The sequence below is a fragment of the Paracoccus binzhouensis genome (assembly GCF_016446475.1).
Classification (GTDB): domain Bacteria; phylum Pseudomonadota; class Alphaproteobacteria; order Rhodobacterales; family Rhodobacteraceae; genus Paracoccus; species Paracoccus binzhouensis.
On record NZ_JAEHFP010000164.1, the window covers coordinates 1 to 7,545 of the forward strand.

11 protein-coding genes are annotated in these 7,545 nt (G+C 68.2%); 6 read left to right on the forward strand and 5 right to left on the reverse strand.

The features are described from left to right. Positions 1-271 precede the first annotated feature (271 nt). The 3 genes from hslU to I9P22_RS22415 are packed head-to-tail and all read left to right on the forward strand — an operon-like array spanning position 272 to position 2,942. A complete protein-coding gene (gene hslU, locus I9P22_RS22405; RefSeq protein ID WP_199262267.1) occupies positions 272-1,576 on the forward strand; it encodes an ATP-dependent protease ATPase subunit HslU in 1,305 nt (434 codons plus the stop codon). A 55-nt stretch (positions 1,577-1,631) separates the two neighbouring features. Next, the gene (locus I9P22_RS22410) at positions 1,632-1,808 is read left to right on the forward strand and encodes a PLD nuclease N-terminal domain-containing protein (RefSeq protein WP_199262269.1); all 177 of its coding nucleotides are present in this window, start codon (positions 1,632-1,634) and stop codon (positions 1,806-1,808) included. A gap of 60 nt (positions 1,809-1,868) precedes the next feature. Next, on the forward strand, positions 1,869-2,942 hold the full coding sequence (locus I9P22_RS22415; RefSeq protein ID WP_199262271.1) for an alpha/beta hydrolase: 1,074 nt from the start codon (positions 1,869-1,871) through the stop codon (positions 2,940-2,942). Here I9P22_RS22415 and I9P22_RS22420 read toward each other — a convergent pair. Together I9P22_RS22420 and I9P22_RS22425 are read right to left on the reverse strand one after the other, a co-directional pair. Continuing rightward, positions 2,939-3,535 (reverse strand): Smr/MutS family protein, encoded by a 597-nt coding sequence (locus tag I9P22_RS22420; protein ID WP_199262273.1) that lies wholly within the window; start codon positions 3,533-3,535, stop codon positions 2,939-2,941. The two genes, I9P22_RS22415 and I9P22_RS22420, sit on opposite strands and share 4 nt — an antisense overlap. A gap of 3 nt (positions 3,536-3,538) precedes the next feature. Further along, positions 3,539-4,195: a Tim44/TimA family putative adaptor protein gene (locus I9P22_RS22425; RefSeq protein ID WP_199262275.1), complete on the reverse strand. Its 657-nt coding sequence runs from the start codon at positions 4,193-4,195 to the stop codon at positions 3,539-3,541. Positions 4,196-4,306: 111 nt separating this feature from the next. On the opposite strand from I9P22_RS22425, the gene I9P22_RS22430 reads away from it, so the two are divergent. The 3 genes from I9P22_RS22430 to I9P22_RS22440 all read left to right on the forward strand — a co-directional run bounded on the left by I9P22_RS22430 (position 4,307) and on the right by I9P22_RS22440 (position 6,201). Next, complete coding sequence (locus tag I9P22_RS22430) at positions 4,307-4,888, forward strand: FxsA family protein (protein ID WP_199262277.1); 582 nt, start codon at positions 4,307-4,309, stop codon at positions 4,886-4,888. A 49-nt stretch (positions 4,889-4,937) separates the two neighbouring features. Beyond that, positions 4,938-5,459, forward strand: coding sequence for a protein-export chaperone SecB (gene secB, locus I9P22_RS22435; RefSeq protein WP_199262279.1), 522 nt, complete (start codon positions 4,938-4,940; stop codon positions 5,457-5,459). A gap of 133 nt (positions 5,460-5,592) precedes the next feature. Beyond that, positions 5,593-6,201 (forward strand): HD domain-containing protein, encoded by a 609-nt coding sequence (locus tag I9P22_RS22440; protein WP_199262281.1) that lies wholly within the window; start codon positions 5,593-5,595, stop codon positions 6,199-6,201. A gap of 62 nt (positions 6,202-6,263) precedes the next feature. Here the strand turns inward: I9P22_RS22440 and I9P22_RS22445 are convergent, their stop codons facing one another. From I9P22_RS22445 to I9P22_RS22455, 3 genes are all read right to left on the reverse strand, one after another. Continuing rightward, positions 6,264-6,572, reverse strand: coding sequence for an H-NS histone family protein (locus tag I9P22_RS22445; protein ID WP_199262283.1), 309 nt, complete (start codon positions 6,570-6,572; stop codon positions 6,264-6,266). An 84-nt stretch (positions 6,573-6,656) separates the two neighbouring features. Next, positions 6,657-7,205: an ActR/PrrA/RegA family redox response regulator transcription factor gene (locus I9P22_RS22450; protein ID WP_199262284.1), complete on the reverse strand. Its 549-nt coding sequence runs from the start codon at positions 7,203-7,205 to the stop codon at positions 6,657-6,659. A gap of 54 nt (positions 7,206-7,259) precedes the next feature. Further along, positions 7,260-7,472: a hypothetical protein gene (locus I9P22_RS22455; RefSeq protein WP_199262285.1), complete on the reverse strand. Its 213-nt coding sequence runs from the start codon at positions 7,470-7,472 to the stop codon at positions 7,260-7,262. Between the last annotated feature and the right edge of the window lie 73 nt (positions 7,473-7,545).

Sequence of the window (7,545 nt, forward strand, 5' to 3'; positions counted from 1 at the left end):
GGGTGCGGCGGCGGGCGGGCGGGCCGCGGCGGCCGCCCTGCTGCCCAGGCCGATGGCGGCCGTCGCGGCGGCCAGACGCGATGCCAGGGCACGGCGGGACAGCATGAGAGGGGCGGGCGGATCGCGACGCGATCGCATGACGGGATTCCTTGCTGGATGGTCTGTGGAAAAGGCGCGCAATCTGCCGCCGATTCCGGCCTTGGTCCAGCGGCTTGGTTGAATCGGCTTCCGGCCGCCTCTAAGTGATGCCGGAATGAGACAGGAGCCCCGAATGTCCGACCTGACCCCGCGCGAGATCGTGTCCGAACTGGATCGCTTCATCATCGGGCAGAAGGAGGCCAAGCGTGCCGTGGCCGTGGCGCTGCGCAACCGCTGGCGCCGCCGGCAGCTGGGCGACGACCTGCGCGACGAGGTCTATCCCAAGAACATCCTGATGATCGGCCCCACCGGCGTCGGCAAGACCGAGATCAGCCGCCGGCTGGCCAAGCTTGCCCGCGCGCCCTTCCTGAAGGTCGAGGCCACCAAGTTCACCGAGGTCGGCTATGTCGGCCGCGATGTCGAGCAGATCATCCGCGACCTGGCCGATGCCGCCGTCATCGAGACCCGCGAGCGCATGCGCGAGGAGGTCAAGGCCCGCGCCCATAAATCCGCCGAGGAGCGGGTCGTTGCCGCCCTGGCCGGCGAAGGTGCGCGCGAGCAGACCCGCGAGATGTTCCGCGACAAGCTCAAGCGCGGCGAGCTGGACGACACGGTGATCGAGCTGGAGGTGCAGGACAATTCCAATCCGCTGGGCATGATGGAGATCCCCGGCCAGCCCGGCGCCATCGGCGGCATGATGGACCTGTCGGGGCTGATGAAGGCCTTTGGCGGCCGCCGGGTGCGGCGCAAGGTCACCGTCGCGGAAAGCTATGACCTGCTGATCGCCGAGGAGGCCGACAAGCTTCTGGACGACGAGGCGGTGCGCGCCGCGGCGCTGGAGGCGGTGCAGGAGAACGGCATCGTCTTCATCGACGAGATCGACAAGGTGGCCGCCCGCACCGACGCCCGCGGCGGCGATGTCTCGCGCGAGGGCGTGCAGCGCGACCTGCTGCCGCTGATCGAGGGCACCACGGTTTCCACCAAATACGGGCCGGTGAAGACCGACCACATCCTGTTCATCGCCTCGGGCGCGTTCCATATCGCCAAGCCCTCGGATCTGCTTCCAGAACTGCAGGGCCGGCTGCCGATCCGCGTCGAGCTGCGCGCCCTGACCGAGGAGGATTTCGTCCGCATCCTGACCGAGACCGACAACGCCCTGACCCGGCAATATACCGCGCTGATGGCGACCGAGGGGGTGGTGGTCCAGTTCACCGAGGACGGCATCCGCGCCCTGGCGCGCATCGCCGCCGAGGTGAACGGCTCGGTCGAGAATATCGGCGCCCGGCGGCTTTACACCGTCATCGAGCGGGTGTTCGAGGAGCTGTCCTTCAGCGCGCCCGACCGTTCGGGCGAGACGGTGGTGGTGGATGCCGGTTTCGTCGAGAAGCACCTGGGCGACCTGTCGCGCTCGGCCGACCTGTCGCGCTACGTGCTTTAGGGAACTGCGGCATGGTCCCGCCCGTTGTGCCTCAAGTCAACGGACGGGAACGCCCATGAGTTATATCTTCGGAATCATCATCTTCGCGCTGGATGTCTGGGCCATCGCCTCGATCATCAACACCAATGAAAGCGCCACCACCAAGCTGATCTGGATCGCGCTGGTGGCGATCCTGCCGGTGGTCGGGCTGATCATCTGGTGGTTCGCGGGGCCCAAGGCGAATTACGGCTGAGGGCTTTTCCGCCGCGCCATGGGATGGCATGGTTCCGCCGACCAGAACGGGGCGCGGGACATGCCGGGGCGGATCCTTCTTTCGCTGTTTCTGCTGCTGGCGGCCTGCGCGCCGCGCGGCGAGATCACCATTGCCCCCGAGGCGGCGCGCATCGGCCATGTCGAGCGTATCTATGTCGCCACCAACCGCACCCCCGACGGCAGCCGGCAGGAGGGGGTGAGCTTCGGCCGCGTCGATGTCTCGGTGCCGCCCGAGCGGCGGCCCGGCTCGATCACCTATCCCCACAAGGGTGCGGCGCCGGATCCGCGGCGGGATTTCCTGGTCTCGGACTATGCGCGCTTTGCCCGGCCCGAGGATTTCAGCGCCGACATGCGCCGCGCCATCGCCGCCCGGCCGCCGGGCGACCGCGACGTGGTGCTGTTCGTGCATGGCTACAACAACACCTTCGCCGAGGGGTTATATCGCTTTGCCCAGATCGAGCAGGACCTGCGCCTGCCGGGGGTGCCGATGCATTTCTCGTGGCCCTCGCGCGGGCAGCCGCTGGCCTATGCCGCGGATCGCGACAGCGTGCTCTATTCCCGCGACGGGCTCAAGCGCAGCATCGAGATCGCAGCCGAGGCGGGCGGCGGCAAGGCGATCCTGGTCGCGCATTCCATGGGCGCGCTGCTGCTGATGGAGAGCCTGCGCCAGATGGCCATCGCCGGCGAGCGCCGCACCCTGGACCGGATCGGCGCCGTGGTTCTGCTGTCGCCCGACATCGACGTGGGCGTGTTCCGCAGCCAGGCCCGGGCCATCGGCAGGCTGCCGCAGCCCTTCGTCATCTTCACCTCGGGGCGGGACCGGGCGCTGAGCCTGTCGGCGCTGATCTCGGCCGAGCCGGTGCGGCTGGGCAGCCTGACCGATGCCGGGCCGGTGGCGGACCTGCCGGTGACGTTGGTCGATGTCGGCGCCTTCAGCAGCGGCACCGGGCATTTCAACGTCGCGACCTCGCCGGCGCTTCTGCGCATCCTGTCGCAGGCGCGGGAGCTGAACAGCGTGTTCTCGTCGGATGTGAGCGGCGGGGTCGGGCCGCTGACCCGCGCGGCACTGCATGCCGAGCGGGCGGCGCAGATCGTGATCTCGCCGGTCTTCTAGCGGCGCAGGTAGACGTAATAGGCGCCCTCGCCGCCATGGCGGCGATGCGCGGGGCGGACCTGCAGCACCACGGCATCCAGTGGCGGCATGTGCAGCCAATGCGGGACGTTGTGGCGCAGCGCCCCGGGCCGGACCGGCAGCGGCGCATCCGGTCCGCCCTCGCGCCCCTTGCCGGTGATGACCAGAACCAGCCGCCGGCCGTCGGCGCGGGCCTGCAGGATGAAGCGGGTCAGCACCGGCTGGGCCACGGCCAGGGTCATGCCGTGCAGGTCGATGCGCGCTTCGGGTGCCAGCTTGCCGCGGGTCATCTGGCGATGGGTCTTGTGATCCATGCGCAGGGGCTGGGCATGCAGCGCCTCGCGCGGGGGCGGCGACAGGTCGATGCGGGTCGCGCTGGGCCCGCCCCTCGCCCCGATCCGCAGATCGGCAAGCGGCAGCGCCGCGACTTGCGGCGCGGCGGACGGCTTTTTCAGCGGCTTGGGCTCAGGCGGCGGCTCGGCCTGCTTGCGGCCGGGATGCATCGGCACTGCGGTCGCGGCGATGCGGGACCACAGGGCCTTGTCCTCGGCCGAGAGTCCCCGCCGGCGCGCCATGGTTCAGGCCGTGGCGACGAGCTGCCAGTTCGGGTCGTCCTGACCCATGCGGCGGGCGAAGGTCCAGGTGTCGCGCTGCTTGCGCGCGGCCTTGGGGTCGCCCTCGACCACGTTGCCCTGGGCGTCGCGGGTGGCGACGATCATCTCGCCGACGAAGCGGACCGAAAGCTCGGCCATGCCGGTGTCCGGGGTGAATTCGGCCCCGGCCAGCGCGGTTTCGCGGGTGCCCAGGAACTGCGCCTCGGTGACCAGGCCGCGGGCCTTGCGGTCCTCGATCACCGACTCGAAGGCCTCGGCCACCGGCGGGGCCAGGAAGCCGCGCACCTCGGAGAGGTCGCCGCGCTCGAAGGCCATCAGGATCATCTCATAGGCGGATTTGGCGCCGGACAGGAAGGGACCCACGGCGAAATCGGGCTCGACCCGCTTCATCTCGGCCAGCGCCTGGGCGGTGGGGCTGCCCGGTTCGGCATGGTCGGCGATGTCGCTGTCGCCCGCCTCGGCGGTGCCGTCGATCACGTCGAAGCGGCGGCGCTGCGCCGGTTCCTCGGGAATGCGCGGCGCCTCGAACCCGTCGCGGGTGCCCAGCACCCCGCGCAGGCGCAGGATCAGGAACACGGCGATCGCGCCCAGGACGAGGAGTTGCAGCAGGGGGTTCGACATCGACGGACCTAACGAGCTTTGTAAGGATGGTTTCCGATGCTTATGTAGGGTGAGGACCGGCCCAAGTCCAGTTTGGCGCCGGAAATAGGAAGTGCCGAAGGGGAAGGCTTTATGTGGCTGCTGTTGCCGTTCGTGATCCTGCCGATCGTCGAGATCGCGCTGTTCATCCAGGTCGGAAGCGCGATCGGCGTGCTGCCGGTGATCGCGCTGGTTCTGGGCTCGGCCGTGGCCGGGGCGGCGGTGATGCGCCGTCAGGGCGCACGGGCGGCGTTGGACCTGCAGCGCGCCATGCAGGACTTCCGCGATCCCGGCCGGCCGATGGCGCATGGCGCGCTGGTGATGATCGCCGGCCTGCTGATGGTGGTGCCGGGCCTGTTCACCAGCGCCCTTGGCCTGCTGCTGCTGATCCCGCCGGTGCGGTCGCTGATCCTGCGGCAAATGGCTGCGCGGGTGCAGGTCTCGGGCAGCGGCTTCAGCTATCGCCAGGGCCATGGCGCCGAAGCCGAGTTCGGCGCCGATCCGGCGGGCTTCCGTCCCGGCCGCGGCTGGCGGGACGAGGGCGTGATCGACGGCGAATATTCGGTCCAGGACGATCCGCCCGCCCCGGTGCGCGAGGGGCTGACCGACCAGGGCGCGCAGAAGGGTCCCGAGGGCGGGCCGCGGCGCGGCGATTCGGGCTGGACCCGGCATTGAGCGCGCGGCGCCGGGGTGCTAGAACCCCGGCAGATCCGAGGAGAACTCAATGAGCGACGAGAACAACAACGGCGCGGCCGCGACCGAGGCCCCGAGCGGCGCCCAGCCGCAGGTGCGCCTGCAGGTCCTGACGCAATACATTCGCGACCTGTCCTTCGAGAACGCGGTGGCGCAGAAGGGGCTGGGCGCCGGCGAGGTGCAGCCCGAGATCAGCGTCCAGGTCAGCCTGGATGCCCGCAAGCGCCCGGCCGAGCACCAGTACGAGGTGATCAGCAAGTTCCGCGTGCAATCGACCAACGCCCGCGACAAGTCGCCGATCTTCCTGTGCGAGCTGGATTACGGCGGCATCTTCCATGTCGAGGGCGTGCCCGAGGACCAGTTGCACCCGTTCCTGATGATCGAATGCCCGCGCATGCTGTTTCCCTACGTGCGGCGCATCGTCTCGGACATGACCCGAGACGGCGGCTTCCCGCCCTTCAACATGGACCCGATCGACTTCGTGGCGCTGTATCGGCAAGAGATCGCGCGCCGCATGCAGGCCGAGAAGCCCGCGGACCAGCCGCTGTCCTGACGCGGTCACTTCTGCGTGACGACGGGTTTTTGGGCCCGCGGCCGCCCTGCCGCGGGCCCTTCGCCTTTCCGATCCGCCGTTGGCGCGCCCCGGCCGCGGGGCCGCCGCCGGCGCCAGAGCATGGGGGAGCCATATGGCAAGAGCCGCGAAACGCGCGTGGCAAAGGATGCTGTCGGGGCGGAGGCTGGATCTTCTTGATCCCACGCCGATGGATATCGAGATCGCCGACATCGCCCATGGCCTGGCTTTCGTCGCGCGCTGGAACGGCCAGACCCGCGGCGACTGGGCCTATACGGTGGCCGAGCATTCGCTGCTGGTGGAACAGATCCATGCCCGCACCGATCCCGATTGCGAGCCGCGCTGGCGGCTGGCGGCGCTGCTGCATGACGCGCCGGAATATGTGATCGGCGACATGATTTCCCCGGTCAAGGCGGCGCTCGGCAGCGAATACGGGGAAATGGATGCGCGGCTGGCGGCGGCGATTCATCGCCGCTTCGGATTGCCGGCGCAGCTTCCGGCTGCGGTAAAGCGGGCGATCAAGCGCGCGGACCGGATTTCCGCCTGGCTGGAAGCCGTTCAGATTGCCGGGTTTTCGCGGGCCGAGGCGGATCGCCTGTTTCCGGTGCCGCAGCCGGAATTGCTGCAGGGGCTGGAAATTCGGCTGCGGCCGCCGCTTGAAACCCGCAATGCCTATCTGGCGCGTTTCAATGCGCTTATTGAAGAAATGGATCGCAAATCCTGACGCCAAAGCCAATCCCGACGCCGGAAATGCGAACCCCCGCATCGGGATGCGGGGGCCGGCAGTCAGATTTCCAGGTCTTCCAGTTTCTTGCCGGAATCCAGCGCCTCCTGGACCCAGCGCGGCTTGCGGCCGCGGCCGGTCCAGGTCAGCGCGGGATCCTCGGGATTGGCATATTTCGGCGCCACCTTGCCGCGGGCCTGTTTCGCGGCCGTCAGATCGGCCAGGTTGAAGCCGAATTCGCGCGCGGCGCTTTCGGCGGCGGCCAGGGCCTCGCGCTTGCGGCGATCCTCGAAGGTGGAAATGGCGCGGTCGAGCTTGTTGCGTAGATCGCGCAGTTCGCGAAGGGACATCGCGTCCAGGTCGATGGCCATTATGGTGTTCCCTGGGTTTTGGCGTTTATGGCCCCAATATTTGCATTTCGCAAAGAAATGCAATCGTTTTTGAGAACCCGATTATTAACGCGGGCTGCGTTTGGCCAAAATCCGCTGCAATGTCCGCCGGTGCATATGCAGCCGGCGCGCCGTCTCGCTGACATTGCGGTCGCATTGCTCATAGACGCGCTGGATATGTTCCCAGCGCACCCGGTCGGCCGACATCGGCGTCTCGGGCGGTGGCGGCAGCGTGTCGCCGCGGGCCAGCAGGGCGCGGGTCACGTCATCGGCATCCGCCGGTTTCGAAAGGTAATCCGTGGCGCCCATCTTGACCGCGGCCACCGCCGTGGCGATGGCGCCATAGCCGGTCAGCACCACGATGCGGGCGTCTGCCCGGGCCTCGCGCAGCGCGTCCACCACATCGAGCCCGTTGCCGTCCTCGAGCCGCAGGTCGACCACCGCATAGGCCGGGGCCTTTTCGGCCAGCAGCGCGCGGGCCTGCGCGACCGAGGCGGCGCGGATCACCTCGAAGCCGCGTTTCTCCATTGCCCGGGCCAGGCGGTTCAGAAAGATCTCGTCGTCATCGACAAGAAGCAGGCTGGGATCGGGTCCGATCTCGTATTCTTCTGCCATATTCGCTTGCCCTTGCAGTTTTGCGGTTTTGATTAGGGGGTTTTGTCCGATTGGTCAAATCCCCGCATTTGACGCCACGTCAATGAAACAGGCGGTGCGGTCGGCGCGCTGCTGCGCGGAAAGATCGCGGCCGAAAATCTCGACCGTGCCGGCGGCGGGCAGAACCAGACAGGTATTGGTCATGTGATCGACCAGATAGGTCTGGGTGTCCTGCTGGTCGTTCGACCGGTAATAATTGCGCCAGGCTTTCGAGCCGACATTCCCCAAGTGGCCCGCCGCTTGACTTCAAGATCGCCTGATTTTGCTCGCTGGGCAAGCGTTTTTCGCCCCGAGCGGTGTC